Raw genomic sequence first — 17,729 nt, 5'->3', positions numbered from 1 at the left:
ACTCTACCAGAAACTGCTAGTTCTGTCAAGGATGTTTTAAACATATATTGTCATAAAAGCGTTGCTTATTATAACGCATTCATAAATCCAGGAGCTTATTATGTCGAGAAAGCTTTTTATCAAAGGAACACTCCTGCTGACTGTCACAGGCCTGCTCAGCAGACTGATCGGTTTCTTTTACAGGATATTCCTCTCCCATACGATTGGTGCACACGGACTGGGGATTTTTCAGCTGGTACTTCCTCTGCAGATGCTGGTAATGTCTGTATGCGCTTCAGGTATCCAGACTGCTATTTCCCGTCTGACTGCCTCTGAAACTGCAAGTGAACATTCTGGACGTGCGGGGGATTACTTTGCTGCTGGAACCGCTTTCTCTGTTGGTGTTTCCTGTCTGTTTGCATGGTTTCTCTATACTTATGCAGATTTCTGGGCTGTCCGGATCCTGAGAGAACCACAGACAGCTGTTCTGATACAGCTGTTGTCTTTCAGTATTCCTCTGAGTACTTTTCATGCATGTGTCAACAGCTACTACTTTGGAAAAAAGCAGGCCGGCTTTCCTGCCGGAACACAGCTTCTGGAACAGATTTTCCGTGTGGGCGGATGTTATCTGCTCTATCTTATCACCATTTCTCAGGGGCGTACCGTCACACCGTTGATCGCTGTGGGTGCTAATCTTATCGGAGAATCCGCTGCAGCTTTTCTTTCTCTGTTTACTGTAAGTATGCATTTTCGTAAAACACATTATACTTTCTTACATATAAAAAAAGCAGGACAGATCTTAAAAAATCTCTTCAGGATCTCTGTACCTCTTACTCTGAACAAGATTCTGCTGACCATTCTCAGCAGTGCAGAAGTGATCATGATCCCTTCCAGACTGCGGATGTCCGGGCTCAGTTCCAGAAATGCCTTAAGTATTTACGGTGTTTTCACCGGAATGGCCCTGCCTCTGATCCTGTTTCCGGCAACCATCACGAACTCAGCTGCAGTAATGCTTCTGCCATCTATCACAGAACTTCAGACTCTCGGATATCAGAAGCGGATCCAGTATGTGATCGGGCAGATTTTCCGATATTGTCTTCTGCTTGGCGGTTTCTGCATGATCTTTTTCCTGTTTCTAGGGGATTTTCTTGGAGTTTTTCTGTTTCACAGCGAGACTGCAGGTGTTTATATCCGGACAATGTCTTATATCTGTCCTTTTCTGTATCTGAATACAACACTGACCAGTGTCCTGAACGGACTCGGCAGATCCGGCATCTGCCTGATGCACAGCATCATCAGTATCTGCATCCGTGTAAGTTTTGTATTATTTGCAATCCCCCAGTTCGGTATACGTGGATATCTGTACGGAATCCTCTGCAGCGAGCTGATCCTCACAGTTCTTCATATCCGTGCATTGTCCGAAAAATATTTTCCCTATCGACATTCAGATAGGAATGGTTTATAATTAATGCCGAAAAAGCAACACAAAAGTTGCCAAAAAGACACAAAGGAGATACAACCATGGGATTCGATTTTATCAAAAAGTTACCAACCCCTGAAGAAATCCGCAATCAGTATCCCATTGATGCTGAAATTCAGGCCATTAAAGATGCAAGAGATAAGGAACTGCGTGATGTGTTTACCGGAAAATCCGATAAATTCCTTGCAATCATCGGTCCTTGTTCAGCAGATAACGAAGATGCTGTTCTGGATTACCTTACCAGATTACGCAATGTTCAGGAGAAAATAGCTGACAAGGTTCTGATCGTTCCACGTGTTTATACAAATAAACCAAGAACAACAGGAGAGGGCTATAAAGGTATGGTTCATCAGCCGGATCCCGAGAAACAGCCAGACCTCCTTGCAGGACTTGTTGCGATCCGTAAGATGCATATCCATGCGATCCAGACAAGCGGTATGACATGCGCAGATGAAATGCTTTATCCGGAGAACTACCGTTATCTTTCTGACCTGCTTTCTTATGTAGCAGTTGGTGCACGTTCTGTTGAGGATCAGCAGCATCGTCTTACTGTCAGCGGTATGGAAGTTCCTGCAGGTATGAAGAACCCGACCAGTGGTGACATTGCAGTTATGCTTAACTCAGTTGTTGCAGCTCAGGGCGGTCATCGTTTCATCTACAGAAGCTGGGAAGTAGAAACATCAGGAAATGAGCTTGCTCACACAATTCTTCGTGGTGCAGTTAACAAACACGGAGAAGCGATCCCGAACTATCATTACGAAGATCTTCGTCTTCTGTGGGAGAAATATCAGAAGAAGAATCTGAAGAACCCGGCTGTTATTGTTGATACTAACCACTCCAATTCCAATAAACAGTATGACCAGCAGGTTCGTATTGCAAAAGAAGTTCTTCACAGCCGTCAGGTTGATCCGGAACTTCATACTCTGGTTAAAGGTCTTATGATTGAAAGTTATATTGAACCTGGAAATCAGAAAATCGGCGGCGATCATATTTATGGTAAATCCATCACTGACCCATGTCTTGGATGGGAAGAATCTGAACGCCTTCTGTATACAATCGCTGAAATGTGCTAATTATATAACGCAAAAAACTTCCATAGCGTCAGGCTGTGGAAGTTTTTTTGTTTTAATGACGCGGATGTGTTTTCATATACACATCTCTCATCTTATTCATGTTCATGCCAAGATAAATCTGTGTAGTAGAAATATCTGAATGCCCAAGCATCTCCTGAACGCTTCTGATGTCTGCGCCGTTCTGCAGCATATGCACGGCAAAAGAATGCCGCAGCGTATGAGGCGCAATATCTCTCTTAATCCCGGCATCATCTGCATAGCCTTTCAGTACTTTCCAGAAGCCCTGACGACTCATGGCTTTTCCGGAACAGTTTGTAAACAATGCGGTCTCTTTATCATCTTTTACAAAAACAGTTCTGCCTGTCTCCAGATAGCGTTCCATGGCTTTCTTACAGGGAACTCCGATCGGAATGATACGCTCTTTACCGTTCTCATGGCACACAACATAACCAAACTGCAGATTCACGTCAAATATCTGTAAATGCAGCATCTCACTTACGCGCATTCCTGTAGCATAGAGCAGCTCCAGCATTGCTGCATCTCTTATCCCTTTCGGAGTATTCAGATTTGGCTGCTGAAGTAATTTGTCCACTTCTTCTATTGTAAGGATCTCCGGTGCCTTTTTCTCTACTTTCGGCGGTTTCAGATTCTCCGCAGGGTCCTTCGCAATGACTCCCTCTTTCCATAAATACTGGAAAAAGGCTCTCATGGATGCAACACTTCTGGAGATAGAGGATGACGCAAATTTCTCACGTTCCATATAGCTTATATATCCCTCAAGTTCAAGTTCCTTTACATCATTGCAGTTTCTGATTCCCCTCTCTTCCAGAAATTCTGCCATTTTCTTGAGATCCCTCTGATAAGATACCTCTGTATTAGCCGATGTCTTCTTTATATTATGAAGATATGTAATAAACTCTCTTATTTCTATATCCATACTTCCCTGTTTCGCGCTCCCTTTTCTAATCCCTGTGTTATCAGGAGCAGTTCCTTACCGCATTTACTGCTCCTGACAGTTTCTCATTCTAAAATGTATATGTATTATACTGTTTATTTTACATAAAATCAAACCCTTTTTTCATGGAAAAAGCTGATATTTCAAGCTTTTTCGGCATCAGATACCATATGTCGGATATTTTATGACAACCACAACTAAATATGGTAAAAATACTCTCTAAAAAATTTTTATATAATTCAAAATTCTACTGATGATCCATGGGTTTATAAAGCATTCTACAAGGATTCCCAGCAGGTAACCAATGGCAGCAATGCACATTCGGCCGGCATAAGCACCTGCTTTCTGAGAGAATATTCCTCTGTTTCTCCAGATTTCTACAGACATTTCCCACTCCTGTTCCATGGAATAGAGCCAGACCGGAATATAAAAAAGATACTGCGGGAGCAACAGTCCCATTCCGATCACTCCGCCTGCAAATCCGAATTCCAGGATAGACGCCGACATGATCATACCTGTGTACAATCCTGACAGCAGAAGTGTGAGAACTGCAAGTGGTGCTCCAAAAACAGAAAATCCACAAATCAGATTCAGCAGATAATAACAGCCTCTGTATTTCAGGATTTCCAAAAGATATTCTTTTCCGGAAATGTCTTTACCTGCAAATGTACTTAAGAAATATATGGATGCCCAGGTTTTCTGCTGCCATTTCATTTTCCAGATCAGATTTGGTATCAGATTTCCTGCAAGAAATCCCAGGAGAAACAGGATCAGCGCCGGAAATTTTCTTTTTTGTTTCGCAATCATACTCATAGCATCACCCTGTACCAGTTTACTTGTACTTCATGGAAAGTATGCCTGTTTGACCGCTAAATTTTATATAGTCAAGATTCTCCACCTTTATCAGATTATTTCTTGATATAACAAAAAAGCTACATAAACTGTATATATAATATACAATCTATGTAGCTTATATCTTCAAAGAACTAATTATTTTGCGTAGTCAACCGCTCTGCTTTCGCGGATCACATTGACTTTGATCTGACCAGGATATTCAAGTTCTGCTTCGATCTGTTTCGCAATATCACGTGCCAGGAGAACCATATCAGCATCATTGATATGCTCCGGTAGTACCATTACACGGATCTCTCTACCTGCCTGAATAGCAAAAGATTTATCAACGCCCTTAAACTGGTTCGTAATATCCTCCAGCTGTTTCAGACGATTTGTATAAGTTTCCAGTGTCTCTCGTCTTGCACCAGGTCTTGCTGCTGAAATCGCATCTGCAGCCTGTACAATACAAGCGATCAGAGATTCCGGTTCGCAGTCACCATGATGGGATGCAACTGTGTTGATAACGATCTGGGATTCTTTATACTTCTTACAGAGATCTACACCAATCTGAATATGGGAACCTTCAACCTCATGGTCAATGGATTTACCAATATCATGAAGAAGACCGGCTCTCTTAGCCATACGGACATCTACGCCAACTTCACCTGCCAGCATTCCGGACAACTGAGCTACCTCGATAGAATGTCTCAAAGCATTCTGTCCATAACTTGAACGGAATTTCATGCGGCCAAGAAGTTTCAGTAATTCCGGATGGATGCCATGAACGCCAACGTCCATTGCAGCATTCTCACCATCTTCACGGATCTGTGCTTCTACTTCTTTCTGCGCTTTCTCAACCATCTCTTCGATTCTGGCCGGATGGATACGTCCATCAACGATCAGTTTCTCAAGAGCTACACGTGCGATCTCACGACGGATCGGATCAAAGGCAGATAATACAACTGCTTCCGGGGTATCATCGATAATAAGATCTACACCTGTAAGTGTCTCCAGGGTACGGATGTTACGTCCCTCACGACCAATGATTCTTCCTTTCATCTCATCGCTTGGAAGCTGAACAACAGAAATTGTAGTCTCAGCTACATGGTCAACTGCACATTTCTGGATGGCATTAACTACGTATTCTTTGGCTTTCTTTCCTGCTTCTTCCTTTGCTCTGCTCTCCAGCTCTCTGTAGAGTCTGGCAACATCCACTTTCACATCGTCTTCAACGGATCTGAGTAATTCTTCTTTTGCCTGTTCGGAGGTAAGACCTGAAACTCGTTCCAGTTCCTGTACTCCCTTCTGCTCAAGTTCTTCTACTCGTTTTTCTTTCTTCTGCACCTCAGCTGCTCTCGCTGTGCATTCCGCTTCACGCTTCTCTACTGCATCTGCTTTCTTGTCTACCGCGGATTCTTTGGCTAATACACGGTTTTCATACTTCTGCAGTTCGTTTCTGCGTTCCTTGGTTTCTTTCTCCAGTTCATTCTTAGTACGGAGAGATTCTTCCTTCACTTCCAATAAAGCTTCTCTTTTTTTAGTCTCGGCTGTTTTCAGAGCTTCATCTATGATGCTTCTTGCTTTGTCTTCTGCTGTTCCAACGACTTCAGCATCCTTCTGAATCTTGTTGTTTACAGCGACCTTGCAAGTAACAGGAACCGCAATAAGTAGCGCGACTACCACAGCGACAATTGCAACAATAATTGTTGTTGTCACAGGAGCACCTCCTTATTTTGTTTTCATTGTACAAATACAACAATACAAGTTTATCTTTTTTTCATACTTATGTCAAGTTTTTCAAGGGAAATGTTTGAATATTTTTCCGTTTTTGAAAAGTTTCCCGCCTGACCTCACAAAAGCAGAATTCCGTAGAATATTACCAGCATTTACCACTGGTCAGCCGCCCGGATATTCATACTCTCAAGCACGCTTTTTATATCCGGATAACTAAATCCACGTCTGATCAGATACCCCTGAAGTCTGCGCATTTCTTTCTCATCGAGTTCCGTATCAGGAGCATATCTCTTTTCTACTGTCCGATACAGGATTTCCCGTTCATCTGGCATATTTAAGGCAGCCTCTTCTTCCCACGCCGCTGACACAGTTTCTTTATCTATTCCTTTGCCGATCAGTTCCTGTATGATCTTCTGGCGGCTTTTTGTGTTCATCCTGTATGCGATATAAGTTCTGGCATAACGCTCATCGTCTATATAACCGTAAGATTCCACATATGCCAGAGCATAATCTACCGCCAGAGGACTGAAACCGGCCTGGCGCAGTTTGTCTCTCAGACCTCTTTTCGTACGATCCATATGTTCTAAGAGACGCATAGCTTTATGCCGTGCGTCTCTGTATTCTTCCGGTTCCTGCGCAATTCCCTGATGTCTTCTCACCGGTTTCTCTGTCAATTGTCTTTTTTGTTTCTCAGCTGATCTGAGAAACTCTTCTAATGATGCTCTGTTATCTGATCTGACTGGTTCCTGTCCCGTCAGACTCCCGAATGAATCTGATTTCATCATTTATTCCTCAGTATCATCCTGATTTGTAACGGACACTGCAGCAGTCTCTTCTTCCTGGGCTGCATCATCAGGAAGTAAGTGATACTGAATTCTTACTTTCTTCTCGATCTCATCACAGATATCTGTATGCTCTTTCAGAAACAGTTTCGCATTCTCACGACCCTGTCCAATCTTGTCTCCATTATATGCATACCATGCGCCACTCTTATTTACGATGCCGCAGTCTGCTGCCAGATCCAGGATATCGCCTTCTTTGGAGATACCTGTTCCAAACATAATATCGAACTCTGCCTGTTTGAATGGCGGAGCTACTTTATTCTTCACGACTTTAATTCTGGTATGGTTACCAACCATCTCACCGCCCTGCTTCAGTGTCTCTACTCTTCGGACATCGAGGCGGATAGAGGAATAGAATTTCAGTGCACGTCCACCTGTTGTTGTCTCTGGATTACCAAACATGACACCTACTTTCTCACGGAGCTGATTGATAAAGATAACGACACAGTTAGATTTGCTGATAACTGCAGTCAGCTTACGAAGAGCCTGTGACATCAGTCGTGCCTGAAGGCCTACATGGCTGTCACCCATATCTCCGTCAATCTCTGCCTTCGGTACAAGGGCAGCTACAGAGTCCACGATCACGATGTCCACTGCACCGGAACGAACCATAGTCTCTGTGATCTCCAGAGCCTGCTCCCCGTTATCCGGCTGTGATATGTATAAATTATCGATGTCTACACCGATATTCTTGGCATAGACAGGATCCAACGCATGCTCTGCATCGATGAAACCTGCAATTCCACCGCGTTTCTGTACTTCCGCTACCATGTGAAGTGCTACGGTTGTCTTACCACTGGATTCCGGTCCGTAGATCTCGATGATACGTCCCTTAGGTACACCGCCTACGCCAAGTGCGATATCAAGACTTAATGATCCTGTTGGAACAGTCTCTACCTGCATGTTTGCTCCGGATTCTCCGAGTTTCATTACAGAACCCTTGCCGTACTGTTTCTCAATATGTCCAAGCGCTGCTTCCAGTGCTTTCTGTTTCTCTTCATTTATCATTTATATAATCTCCTTAAGCATATTCAGAACTTATGTTCGTTTTCTATTCATTATAGTATTATACTTCGCGACGGATGTCAAGCTTTTTTGTCTGCTCCACCCATTTATTTTGTCTGTCAAAAAACGACAGTTTAAGACAGAAAGAACAGGAAACGCACTCTCTTCTGCATTCCCTGCTCTTTCGTATTCTCAACTATAAACTTTTACATATAAACAGATATCTTTTATTCTGGTTTGTCTCCGATGAGCCAGTTGTACATTTCTTCATACTGGCGTGCAGAATTGTTCCATGAGAAGTCCGCTGCCATCGCGCGGTCAACCATTTTGTTCCACTCACGTTTCTTGTCATAGAAGATTCTCTCTGCATTACGTACAGTAGCAAGCATCTCATGAGCATTATAATTTCTGAATGAGAAACCTGTTCCTGTGCCTTCGTATTCATTGTACGGCTCAACAGTGTCCTTAAGTCCGCCTGTCTCTCGGACGATCGGAAGTGTTCCGTAACGGAGACTCATCAGCTGGCTTAAGCCGCATGGCTCGAATAAGGACGGCATCAGGAATGCATCGGATGCTGCATAAATGCGATGGGACATTGTCTCATCATAGTAGATCTGTGCAGATACTTTTCCATGATATTTCCAGTCAAAGTGACGGAACATGTTCTCATAGCGCTCATCACCGGTTCCGAGGGCTACGATCTGAACTGCGTCCTGACAGAGTTCATCCATTACATATGCGATCAGGTCAAAACCTTTCTGATCGGTCAGACGGGAAACAATACCGATCATCATTGCCTTTGGATTCTCTTCCAGACCAAGGTCTTTCTGAAGCTGCAGTTTGTTCTTAACTTTCTCTTTTCTGAATGTAGTTGCGTTGTAGTTCTTTGTGATATACGGGTCTGTTTCCGGATTGAATGTGTTATAATCAATACCGTTTACGATGCCACGCAGACTGTTCGCACGTGCACACATCAGACCATCAAGTTTCTCGCCGTAGAACGGTGTCTTAATCTCCTCAGCATAGGTATTACTTACAGTTGTAACTGCATCTGCGAATACGATACCGCCTTTAAGGAAGTTGGCATCCTTGTATGCTTCCAGCTTATCTGCTGTGAAATAATAATCGGAAAGTCCTGTAATATTCTGAACAGTTTTTACATCCCATACACCCTGGAATTTCAGGTTATGTATTGTCATGATCGTCTTAATGTTCCAGAAGAACTCATTCTGCTGGAAGCTGTCATGCAGATATACCGGTACGAGACCTGTCTGCCAGTCATGACAGTGGATGATATCCGGTCTGAAGCCGATAACCGGAAGTACAGATAATACTGCCTTGGAGAAGAATGCAAATTTCTCCAGATCCCATGGTGCACTGTCGTATGGTTTCGGTCCACTGAAATAGTATTCATTATCGATAAAATAGAACTGAATTCCCTCATATTCCATATGCATGATTCCTACATAGCAGTTCTTGTATCCAAGATCCATGTAGAAATGTGTGATATATTCCATTTTATCTTTCCATTCCTGTTTCATACATGCATATTTCGGTAAGATCACACGAATGTCAAAATATCTCTTGTCAAAATATTTCGGTAAAGAGCCTGCTACATCTGCAAGACCTCCTGTTTTTATAAATGGAACAGCTTCAGATGTTGCAAATAAAATATTTTTCGTGCGAAAAACCCTCCTTGGTAGCCTTTGTTATATACAATTATACTCCAAAATATGACTATTGGAAAGAGCGATTTTTATATTCCAGTCTGATTTTATCTGCGATCAGGGCAATAAATTCTGAATTCGTCGGTTTTCCCTTTCCAGTGCTGACCGTATAGCCAAAAAGTTCATCGATCGTGTCCATTTTTCCCCTGCTCCAGGCGACTTCGATCGCATGCCGGATCGCGCGTTCTACTCTGCTTGCCGTCGTCTGGTGTCTCTTTGCGATCGTCGGATAGAGGATTTTTGTGATGGAATTTAGCATCTCCATGTCATTAACGGAAAGAATGATCGCATCCCTCAGATACTGATAGCCTTTGATGTGAGCAGGCACCCCGATCTCATGAATGATATTTGTCACATCTGTCTCCAGATTTCTTACAGGAACCTGCTGTGCCTGTACACTCTCCTGCTGGCGGCTGATTTCTCTCATCCGCCTTACTCCTGCTCTGCGCGTATGTTTGATCCGATTGAGCAGCATGTTGTTGTCAAAAGGTTTCAATACATAATAATCTGCACCCAGACTGAACGCATCCTCTGTGATCTGTTCCTGCCCTACAGCAGAAACCACGATAAATGCCGGCGTTTTTTTGAGGCTTTTGTCATGGGCAAATTTCTCCATTACTGCCAGTCCGTCCATTTTCGGCATAATGATATCCAGAACAACAACATCTGGTTCCTTTTCACGAATAATATTACAGATTTCTTCTCCGTTATGTGCTTTTCCAACCAGTTCAAGGTCTTTATCTTCCTCTATGATCTGACCAAGTACTTCCACCATTCTCTCATTATCATCCGCAACTGCCACATTTAATTTTTCCATGAGGCCATCTCCTCCCTGATTCTTCTACAAATATGTTTTCTTTTTTCGGCACATTACATATTATAGAGGAATGATACGGGAGAAATCAAGCCGGAACAGGGGATTTAGTCCTATTTTCTGTCGACCGTTTTTGACCTTGTTTTCTGTTCATTTTCATTTTTCTACAAAATTGGATATTCTTGGACAGCAATCGAATTTCATGTCACTGATGATCTGGCTCCCAAGTTCCCTCTGGATCCTGCCCTGTGCATTTACAAGACATTCCAGCAAAACAGGATTAAATATACCACTTTCTCCTTCAAGGATCTTTTTGATAGCCTCTCTGTGAGGGATTGCTTCTTTGTATGCCCTCTTGCTGACAAGGATGTCGTACGCATCTGCCAGAGATACCACCTGGGCTGCAATTGGGATTTCTTCACCTTTCAGACCATCCGGATATCCATTTCTATCGTATCTCTCATGATGCCATCTGCAGATCTCATAGGCTGTCTTTACCAGTTCTTCATTCTGATACAGTTCCAGATTCTTCAGCAGTGCAGCACCGATCAGGGTATGCGCTCTTATGATCTGCTGTTCCTCAGCAGTCAGACTTTCGGGTTTGTTCAGGATTGTCCCACTGATCCCGATCTTGCCGATATCATGAAGAGCGGATGCAGTAATGATCACTGACCGTCTTGACCAGGAAAGATCGTACCTGTCCGTTTTTCTTGCCAGTTCATCAAGCAGAATGTCTGTGATCCGATTGATCCTTAAAATATGCTGTCCGATTTCACCGTTTCTGTAGCCCATGATCTGGCTGAGGATACCGATCATAATCTGGCTGTTCTTCTATTTCTCATAAACCTGATCTGTCACAAGCTGGATCAGTCTTCGCTGTTTTGCATATAATTTGATGGTATTGTATACTCTTCTGTATACTACCTGTGTATCAAATGGTCTGTTGATATAATCGGACACACCCATCTCATATGCCCGGCAGATGAGATTTTCTGAGTCTTCACTGGATATCATGATCACCGGAATATCATCGATCCAGTTTCTGTTTACCATTTCCCCAAGCACTTCAAAGCCATCCATTACAGGCATGATAATGTCAAGCAGTACAAGGGAAATATCTCTTTCATACTGTTCCAGAACCTCCAGTCCTTCTTTTCCGTTCTCTGCCTCCAGAATATCGAATTCGCCTCCCAGTACTTCTGCCAGGATCGCGCGGTTAAATTCTGAATCATCAATGATCAGTATCTTCTGTCTGAATCTGCTGCTTTCATGTTCTTCCAGATTTCCGTCAGAAACTACATCAGGAGTAACAACCATATTCTTCCTTAATTTTGCCTGATACATATACTGATCTGCTCTGATAATCGCATCTTCCACTGTATCTCCGGATGAAAGAGTTCCGCCAATGCTGACTGTCAGATGAATCTGGGAATATCCCGGTACTTTTGCTTCGCTGATATTTTTACGGATTTGCTTCAGTTTTTCTGCAAAGACTTCTGCTGAAATATCGGGCATTACAAGAAGGAATTCATCTCCTCCGTAACGGATGATAATATCTGATTTACGGATTCCCTCTCTGATCACTTTTGCAGCTGTTTTCAGAACTACATCTCCGACTCTGTGTCCAAATGTATCATTATAAATCTTAAAATCATCCAGATCGATCATTGCAACTCCGGCTGATGCCTTCATCTTTCTGATCTGATCCTCAAAGTATCTTCTGTTGGAAATTCCTGTCAATGCATCAATATACAGTTCATCGTCATAACCACTGAGTTTTCGAAGAAGCCTGTCACGTCCCTCTGAGTCAAGCATCACGTCATCGTCCAGACAATTTATCATTTCCATGACATATGCTTTTCCATCAATCTCTACATACTTTGCAACTACCTGATATAAAACAGAATCAATAAATTCCATTTTTACTTTCTTGCTTTTTGCTTCTAATGCTTTGAATGATACACAATTCTCGCAGGGATGACTCTTTCTCCAGAAAGCAAAGCACGGATCAACGCCCTCCGGATGTTTCTTATTTTCATTAATCTTCTGTACAGTTTCTGCTTCAAGCAGACGGACAACATCAAAAACCTGTCTCATCTGTCGCATGCTCTCATGCGCTTCGTCCATTGTCATTACTGTATTCATAAAATGCCGCCTTTTCGTTTCAAATAACCTTTTAACAAAAACAAAAATGCCCACTTTTCTGCTTTCATTATTATAAATTGTTCTGATACTGAATTTTTCTGCTACACTGCAGCTTTTTATGAACGTGAAAAAAGTATTGTTATAACAATAACAATACTTTTGATCAACACCCTGCAGCTGGCTGCCATTTTACAGGCCCTGTAGCTTTGCGTCGCAACCTTTCGATTGTTTTGCCATATTATTTTTGTTATTCAGAAGTTATCATGTCCTTTTACAGACATGATAACTTAAAATCTATCCTGATTTCATCCACATATATGCCATTATAGTAGCACGCAGTCACTCAAATGTCAAAACTTTTTAAGTTATTTTAAGCTGTTTCATAAATCTCTTTGCGGATTTTATCTTTGATTTTCACAAGATTGTCCAAAAGCAACGGATTAAACGTTCCACATTCTCCGTTCAGGATCATCTCCAAGTACATCCCTGAGCAGATGTCTGTTCATCTCGGAATCATCGATAACAAGGATCTCTGTAAGATTTTAAAACAACGCAAAAACAGGGGTTTTATTACTGCAAACCACAGCCTGCGGAGTTTTTTCTGCTCTCTGTTCATGATAAATAAGAATGCAGTACTATATAATACCCCTACGTCACTTTTCTGGTGTTTTCAAGCATATTTTCTATAAATATTCCATAACCGCTGGTGGAGTCCTGCACGAATACGTGGGTTACTGCGCCAATTATTTTACCATTCTGGCACAAAGGTGAACCCGACATTCCTTGTACCACGCCTCCCGTTACATTTAACAATTCTTCATCCGTCACCTGTATCACAAAGCTTTTATTTGTGTCTTCATGATTTAGATCAATTCTTTTGATTTCTGCATCATATTCTTTTACCTGTCCATCTACACTGCAGAGAATTGTAGCAGGTCCGGTTCTTACTTCCTGCTTATGTGCGATCGGCATCTTTTTTAAAGTGATTCCATCGTCTGCGGTTTTAGTAAACTGACCATATATTCCGTTTTTAGTATTCGTTTCTATAGTTCCAAGGATATTGCGATCATCGTAACGGATGAAACCTGCAAGTTCACCGGGGTTGCCTTTGCTTCCTTTATTGATTGCAAGAATCTGGGCTTTGTAGAGAGCACCGTTTCGGATATTCAGAAGCTGTGTAGTGTCAATATCGCTGATACCATGGCCAAGAGCTCCATAATTACCATTCTGGTCTACGTAAGTAAGAGTTCCGATTCCCTGGGTGTCGTCCCTTACCCAGATTCCCAGTTTATAATCTCCTTTCGTATCTTTCACAGGAGTTACGGACACAGGGATGCTTTCGCCCTCACGGCTTACTTCTAATGTAACTGCTGTTCCGTCCAGTTCTGCGATATCACTGATCAGTTCTTTCTTCGTAGAGATTTTCTGTCCATTAAATGAAACAATGTAATCTCCCTGCCTGATGATATTCTTTGCGGGTTCCTTTGTTTCGCCGTTCTGGTCCTGAATTTCTCCAGTGTCGATGACAAGAACTCCCTCTGTTTCCATGTAGATTCCAATAGTGCTTCCGCTGACATAGACTTCCTGGTCATCTACGGGTGTTACTTTTATATCTTTGAATGGAATATAGCCAAGCAGTTTACAGGGCAGAATATAACCTCCGTCCTGCGAAACTGTGACTGCTTCTTCGAATGTAACCAAAGGTGTGGAAAGTACCTCTGTTACATCTTCCGCATTTTCTCCACTGTCTCTGGATATCTGGATTTCATCCGGAATTTTTCTGTCCAGATACTGGTACCCTAACAGAAGCATCACCAGCAGATCCAGTGCAAGACAGCATATTACAAAAAATCTATATTTTTTTCTTCTGTTCATTCACGCACATCCTTTCGGTAAAAAAATAAGAGAGAACAATCTGCAATAAGATTATCCTCTCTTAGTATGTGGTCTATTTTTTATTTGAGTCTTGTATTTTTTTGTTTCTGTGCCAATTCTTTCATCTCTTTTGCGTTCTCGAGAACAGCAGGTGTGATTTCTGCACCACCCAGCAGTCTTGCCAGCTCACGGATGGAATCATTTTCCTCAAGTACATGAATCTGGGTGATGGTTTCGGTTCCCTGCAGGTGCTTTTCAATTTCGAAATGACTGTCTGCCATAGCTGCGATCTGAGGGAGATGAGTAATGCAAAGCACCTGATGATGCTGGCCGATCACTGCCATTTTCTCGGATACTTTCTGTGCAGTTCTTCCACTGATACCAGTGTCGATCTCATCGAAGATCAATGTCTCGATCTGGTCTCTGTCTGCAAGGATTGCTTTCAGTGCAAGCATAATACGTGAAAGCTCACCGCCGGATACAATCTGGCCTAACGGTTTCAGGCTCTCACCCGGGTTTGTTGAAATGAGATACTGGATATCATCATTTCCGTTGTCTGTATAATTTTTCTTTTTCTGGAAATCAATGGCAAAGTTTACATCTAGGAAGTTTAGATCTTTCAGTCCCTGAATGATCTTTTGTTCCAGCTGTTTACTGTATTCTTTGCGGATCTGTGATAAATCATCCGATCTTTCTCTGAGAATTTCTTCCAGTTCTTTGAGATGATCTTTTAATTCCTGTAAATTCTCCTCATATTTACGTAATTTTTCCAGTTTTTCTTCCTGAAGTTTACGGTAGGAGAAAATGTCCTCAATGGTACGTCCATACTTCGCTTTCAGTCCATTGATCAGATCCAGACGTCGCTCTGTCTCATAGAACTCGCTCTCATCAAAAGTCATATCATCCAGATAAGCTGACAATTCTCTGTTAAAATCATTCAGCAGACCGTCCACAGAAGTAAGTGTCTCTGACAGAGGCTCCAGTTCCGGATCATACTGGGTTACGTGGGAGAACTCTTTTATTGCTTCTCCCACGGTTTCTCCAGCTCCTTCTTTACTGTCATAGCCTGTGAGATTATGTACTAACTGCAGGGAATCTACGATGAGTTTGGCATTGCTCATTTTTCTGTACTGAGCTTCCAGTTCCTCGTCTTCTCCAGGCTGCAGATTTGCTTTCTCAATTTCTTTGATCTCAAATTCCAGAAACGCAAGTTCGCGGTTTCGTTGTTCCTCGTCCATGTTCATGGAATTGAGCTCTGTTTTGCATTTGCTGTATTCTTTGTATGCCAGAGATACATTCTCCTTTGCAGGAAGAATGTTCTCCTTGCCATATGCATCCAGAATTGCAAGCTGCTTGTCCTGATACAGAAGAGACTGGTGTTCATGCTGTCCATGGATATCCAGCAGGCAGGCTGCGGCGGCCTTCATCTGGCCGACTGTGCTTGTCTCACCGTTGATCTTATTGATGCTTTTTCCGTCCATGATCTTTCTGGAAAGAAGCACCTGTCCATCTTCTGGATAAATATCCAGTTCTTTCAGGGCTTCCATAGCTTTCTCGTTCTCTATCTGAAAAAGCAGTTCTACCAGTGCGTAGGGTGCGTTTTCTCTTATCATATTCTTAGAAGTCTTAGCTCCCAGGATCAGCTGCATGGATCCTAACAGGATGGATTTACCAGCACCGGTCTCACCGGTCAGGATATTCAGTCCAGGGCCAAATTCTACTTCTATTTCTTCTATCAGTGCAAGATTCTTTACGTGCAGATGAGCTAACATTTATTGCCTCCATTAATATGTCATAAGTTAAGCGGATAAAAACATCCACTTGGCTACTTGCTCATAATCGAATAACTACTACGCAGTTTATTCGGTTAAATAGTTGCTCCGCAACTTATTTGTCAAAAATACTGCTCGGTTCATGAACAATACGCTTGTTATTGTCCACGAATTGAGCAGTAATATTTACTGTTACTGGTTTAATCTTACAAAACTTCTCAATTTCTCAGCTGCTCCCAGTGCCATGTCTGCGTTCTTTGCAGCGCACATGATGGTGTCGTCACCTGCAATGCATCCCAGTATCTCCGGCCATTTCAGAGCGTCCAGCGCTGCTGCCACACCCATTGCCATTCCGGAAACGGTCTTGATCACAATGATATTCTGTCCCACATCAATAGAAAGCAGGGTATCTTCCAGTACTCTGGTATATTTCGCTCCAAGACTGCCTGATTCATTGTTTATGATGGCATAGCGGGACTTTCCGTCCTTTCCTGCCACTTTTGTCAGCTTAAGGGCACGGATATCTCTGGAAACAGTTGCCTGTGTCACTTTAAATCCTGCCTCATTGAGTCTGGATGCCAGTTCTTCCTGTGTATCAATATCATACTGATGGATCAGTTCAATAATCTTTTCATGTCTCGCAACTTTCACTCTATTCCCTCCTGCTGATCAGCTGTCTCTCATCTTCCGGCGCAACACTTCCACGAAGCTTAAATGGTTCAGCTTCAGGATCTTTGTCTTTACATCTGCCATCCGGATCTGTATGCAGTCACCGGTAACCATGGGAATAAATGTATCTCCGTCAAAAGATGCGATTCCTTTTTCGCAGTCACAGTGTCTTCCTTTTCCTATCTCTACAGTGATTACATCCTGTGCCGGAAAAATAATGCTTCTTGTATTCAGTGTATGAGGTGCGATCGGAGTCATGATCGTCATTGCCGCATTAGGCGATACGATCGGTCCGCCTGCGGAAAGGCTGTATCCGGTAGAACCGGTAGGTGTGGAGATAATGATTCCATCTGCGTTATAAGAATTCAGATAAACATCATTTACATAGTTCTTAAAACGCACAACGCGTAGATGTCCATCCCTGCCGATCACGATATCATTCAGTGCGATATCCTTTCCGATCAGCTCTTTACCACGGTATACTCTGCCCTCAAGCATCATACGTTCTTCTACTTCATAGTCATCTGCCATCAGCTGATCCAATGCACTGTACAGAGATGACAGATCTACCTCCGCAAGGAAGCCCAGATTTCCAAGATTGATGCCGAGGAGCGGGATTTCTTTATGGACCACATCTCTGGCCGCCTGCAGAAGCGTACCGTCACCGCCCAGCACAATGATACACTGTGTATTATCCGGAATCTTATCGGGATCCGTATAATGATAAGTACCTTCGTGCTTTCTTTCTGCCTGCTGCACTTCGCAGTTTCTGTTATGTTCTTTCAGATAATCTGTAATTTTTCCTGCTGTCTCTTATACACATCT

Annotated in this window: 14 protein-coding genes, 1 pseudogene and 1 riboswitch; of the genes and pseudogenes, 2 read left to right on the top strand and 13 right to left on the bottom strand. The window is 42.6% G+C overall.

What is annotated here, in order from left to right:
- The first annotated feature begins 100 nt into the window (after positions 1-100).
- Both ACTNES_RS09505 and ACTNES_RS09500 read left to right on the top strand, forming a co-directional pair.
- The gene (locus ACTNES_RS09505; protein WP_441039177.1) at positions 101-1,444 is read left to right on the top strand and encodes a polysaccharide biosynthesis protein; all 1,344 of its coding nucleotides are present in this window, start codon (positions 101-103) and stop codon (positions 1,442-1,444) included.
- Between the two features lie 56 nt (positions 1,445-1,500).
- Positions 1,501-2,532 carry a 3-deoxy-7-phosphoheptulonate synthase gene (locus ACTNES_RS09500; protein ID WP_216459708.1) on the top strand — a complete coding sequence of 344 codons (1,032 nt, stop codon included), beginning with the start codon at positions 1,501-1,503 and terminating at the stop codon, positions 2,530-2,532.
- Positions 2,533-2,584: 52 nt separating this feature from the next.
- Here ACTNES_RS09500 and xerD read toward each other — a convergent pair whose 3' ends face one another.
- The 13 genes and pseudogenes from xerD to ACTNES_RS09435 form a co-directional block, all read right to left on the bottom strand.
- Positions 2,585-3,469, bottom strand: coding sequence for a site-specific tyrosine recombinase XerD (gene xerD, locus ACTNES_RS09495; protein WP_216459709.1), 885 nt, complete (start codon positions 3,467-3,469; stop codon positions 2,585-2,587).
- Positions 3,470-3,706: 237 nt separating this feature from the next.
- Positions 3,707-4,300 carry a stage II sporulation protein M gene (locus ACTNES_RS09490; RefSeq protein ID WP_291817083.1) on the bottom strand — a complete coding sequence of 198 codons (594 nt, stop codon included), beginning with the start codon at positions 4,298-4,300 and terminating at the stop codon, positions 3,707-3,709.
- A 177-nt stretch (positions 4,301-4,477) separates the two neighbouring features.
- Positions 4,478-6,037: a ribonuclease Y gene (gene rny / locus ACTNES_RS09485; protein ID WP_291811023.1), complete on the bottom strand. Its 1,560-nt coding sequence runs from the start codon at positions 6,035-6,037 to the stop codon at positions 4,478-4,480.
- 170 nt (positions 6,038-6,207) lie between these two features.
- A complete protein-coding gene (locus tag ACTNES_RS09480) occupies positions 6,208-6,840 on the bottom strand; it encodes a regulatory protein RecX (protein ID WP_441039176.1) in 633 nt (210 codons plus the stop codon).
- The gene (gene recA / locus ACTNES_RS09475; protein ID WP_291811018.1) at positions 6,841-7,905 is read right to left on the bottom strand and encodes a recombinase RecA; all 1,065 of its coding nucleotides are present in this window, start codon (positions 7,903-7,905) and stop codon (positions 6,841-6,843) included.
- A 224-nt stretch (positions 7,906-8,129) separates the two neighbouring features.
- Entirely contained in the window at positions 8,130-9,575 is a 1,446-nt protein-coding gene (gene glgA / locus ACTNES_RS09470) for a glycogen synthase GlgA (RefSeq protein ID WP_441039181.1), read from the bottom strand.
- A gap of 64 nt (positions 9,576-9,639) precedes the next feature.
- Positions 9,640-10,446 (bottom strand): sporulation transcription factor Spo0A, encoded by an 807-nt coding sequence (gene spo0A / locus ACTNES_RS09465; RefSeq protein WP_320813808.1) that lies wholly within the window; start codon positions 10,444-10,446, stop codon positions 9,640-9,642.
- A gap of 153 nt (positions 10,447-10,599) precedes the next feature.
- On the bottom strand, positions 10,600-11,259 hold the full coding sequence (locus ACTNES_RS09460; protein ID WP_441039175.1) for an HD-GYP domain-containing protein: 660 nt from the start codon (positions 11,257-11,259) through the stop codon (positions 10,600-10,602).
- A gap of 15 nt (positions 11,260-11,274) precedes the next feature.
- A complete protein-coding gene (locus ACTNES_RS09455) occupies positions 11,275-12,588 on the bottom strand; it encodes a diguanylate cyclase (protein WP_441039174.1) in 1,314 nt (437 codons plus the stop codon).
- Between the two features lie 169 nt (positions 12,589-12,757).
- A riboswitch (cyclic di-GMP riboswitch) is annotated at positions 12,758-12,833 on the bottom strand.
- A 403-nt stretch (positions 12,834-13,236) separates the two neighbouring features.
- Positions 13,237-14,463 carry a SpoIVB peptidase gene (gene spoIVB / locus ACTNES_RS09450; RefSeq protein ID WP_291817077.1) on the bottom strand — a complete coding sequence of 409 codons (1,227 nt, stop codon included), beginning with the start codon at positions 14,461-14,463 and terminating at the stop codon, positions 13,237-13,239.
- Positions 14,464-14,543: 80 nt separating this feature from the next.
- Positions 14,544-16,235, bottom strand: coding sequence for a DNA repair protein RecN (recN, locus tag ACTNES_RS09445; protein ID WP_291817075.1), 1,692 nt, complete (start codon positions 16,233-16,235; stop codon positions 14,544-14,546).
- A 192-nt stretch (positions 16,236-16,427) separates the two neighbouring features.
- Positions 16,428-16,886, bottom strand: a complete 459-nt coding sequence (gene argR, locus ACTNES_RS09440) for an arginine repressor (RefSeq protein WP_117677117.1) — start codon at positions 16,884-16,886, stop codon at positions 16,428-16,430.
- A gap of 18 nt (positions 16,887-16,904) precedes the next feature.
- Positions 16,905-17,705, bottom strand: a pseudogene (locus ACTNES_RS09435) (NAD(+)/NADH kinase); the annotation flags it as partial.
- Positions 17,706-17,729 lie beyond the last annotated feature (24 nt).

The organism is Blautia sp. HCP3S3_D9, from assembly GCF_052063845.1.
GTDB lineage: Bacteria > Bacillota > Clostridia > Lachnospirales > Lachnospiraceae > Blautia_A.
Note: the sequence above shows the minus strand (reverse complement) of the source record. Positions and strands in the feature narration are given on the sequence as shown.